The sequence below is a fragment of the Methylobacterium sp. WL103 genome (assembly GCF_008039885.1).
GTDB lineage: Bacteria > Pseudomonadota > Alphaproteobacteria > Rhizobiales > Beijerinckiaceae > Methylobacterium > Methylobacterium cerastii.
Genome location: NZ_VRUX01000736.1, coordinates 1 through 1,825, shown reverse-complemented (window position 1 = coordinate 1,825; position 1,825 = coordinate 1). Strand labels below are relative to the sequence as shown.

The following is a 1,825-nucleotide window of genomic DNA, read 5'->3' as shown; positions in this document are numbered from 1 at the left end:
AGGTAGATGTAGTCCTCGTAGCGGTCGAGGAACGTCTGCTGCTCGCGCTCGAAATAATCCACCGCGCCTGGATGGTTCGGCAGCCGCGCCGTGGCGAAGCGGGCGTCGTCGACGAGGCCGGCCGAGACCGCGCGTGCCACCGTCGCCTCGATCATTTCGAAGAACGCGCTCGCATCCTCGCCGCGGGCGCGGGCGCGCTTCTCGACCCGGCGCCGGAGCGTCCGGCGCAGCATCTCCACCGAGGCGCTGTAGCGCTCCAGGTAATGCAGCGCCGCCCGCTCGACATAGGTCGCGGTGACGGGGGGCGTCGGCCGCGCCGCGCGGTTCGCCCCGGGTTCTGCAACGGTTGCGCGTTTCACGTGTTCTTCACGATCCGGACAGGTTTGCGTTCCATGGATCAGCCATGGAACGCAGGCAACGCGGCAGGATCGGTCATGGTCTCCTCCCCGCAGCATCGGCCATCCTGTTGAGACGCGAGTGGCTCCTCGTGCTGCTCGCCCTCGGGCTCGCCGCCACGGCGGCGGCCGTGGTCTACCTGTCTCGGCCGACCACGCTCACCGTCGCCGTCGGGCCGCAGGACGGCCCCGAGGCCGCGCTGATCGAGGCCTACGCGAACGCCCTGTCGCGCGCCCGCGAGGACGTACGCCTGAAGGTGGTGCGCTACGCCGACGTGCGGGACAGCGCGGCCGCGCTCCAGGCCAACAAGGCGGACCTCGCCGTGGTGCGGCCGGACGTGCTGCTGCCCGAGAACGGCCTGACGCTGGCGATCCTCCACGACGAGGCCCTTGTCGTCGCGGCGTCGGAGTCGGGCGAGATCGACGAATTCCCGGCGCTGGCGCGCAAACGCCTCGGCATCGTCGTGCGGCACAGCGCCGACATCCCGTTCATCACCAACATGCTGACCTTCTACGACTTCGTCCCCGCAGCCGCCGACTTACCGGACGGCGAGGAAGTCCCTCTGGGGCAGGTCGCGCTGGTGACCCTGAAGCCGTCCGAGGTCACCGCCGCCATCGCCGACAAGCGGGTGGACGCGGTGGCGATCATCGCGAGCCCGACCTCGAAGGCCGCTGGCGCCATGGTACACGCCGTCGAGGTCGGCCTGCCCGACAAGAAGGTCGGCCTCGTCTCGGTGCCCGACGGGGATGCGATCCTGCAGCGCTACCCCGAGCTGCAATCCGTCACGATTCCGGCCGGCACCTTCGGCGGCCGCCCGAAGCGGCCGGCCGAGGAGGTCAAGACCGTCGGCGCCTCCTATCGCCTGATGGCGCGGGGCACCGTCAGCCGCGTCGCCGTCGCGTCGGCGACGCAACACCTGTTCGAATGGCGCTCGCGGCTCGCCGCGACCGCGCCGATCGCCAAGCTGATGAAGGCGCCCGACTTCGACACCACCGTCGCCGCCACCTCGGCGCGGCTGCCGAACCATCCAGGCGCGGTGGATTATTTCGAGCGCGAGCAGCAGACGTTCCTCGACCGCTACGAGGACTACATCTACCTGCTGGCTTTCTTCGGCGGCACGATCGGCTCCGCCGTCGCGTGGCTCGGCCAGCGCCTCGCGCGCAAGCGCCGCGAGCGGGTCGACATCGTACTCGACCGCCTGCTCGACGTGATGCGCGAGGTCCGCGCCGCGCCGACGATGGCCGAGCTCGACGCCCTGGCGATCGAGGTCGACGACCTCGTCGCCGACGTGGTGCGCTACGCCCGCGAGCGCTCGATCGACGCGCGCACGGTCAGCGCCCTGATCCTGGCGGTGGACGGCGTCCACGCCGCGATCAACGACGGCCGCCGCCGACCACGTCGACGCCTACGGCGCCTACCTCGACTGAAC

At 70.7% G+C, this 1,825-nt stretch carries 1 protein-coding gene and 1 pseudogene; one reads left to right on the top strand and one right to left on the bottom strand.

Going from position 1 to position 1,825, the window contains the following annotated elements:
- Positions 1-359, bottom strand: a pseudogene (locus tag FV222_RS24865) (hypothetical protein); the annotation flags it as partial.
- 107 nt (positions 360-466) lie between these two features.
- Between FV222_RS24865 and FV222_RS24860 the strand changes: the two are divergent.
- On the top strand, positions 467-1,825 hold a 1,359-nt coding region (locus tag FV222_RS24860; RefSeq protein ID WP_147815893.1), incomplete at its 3' end, for a TAXI family TRAP transporter solute-binding subunit.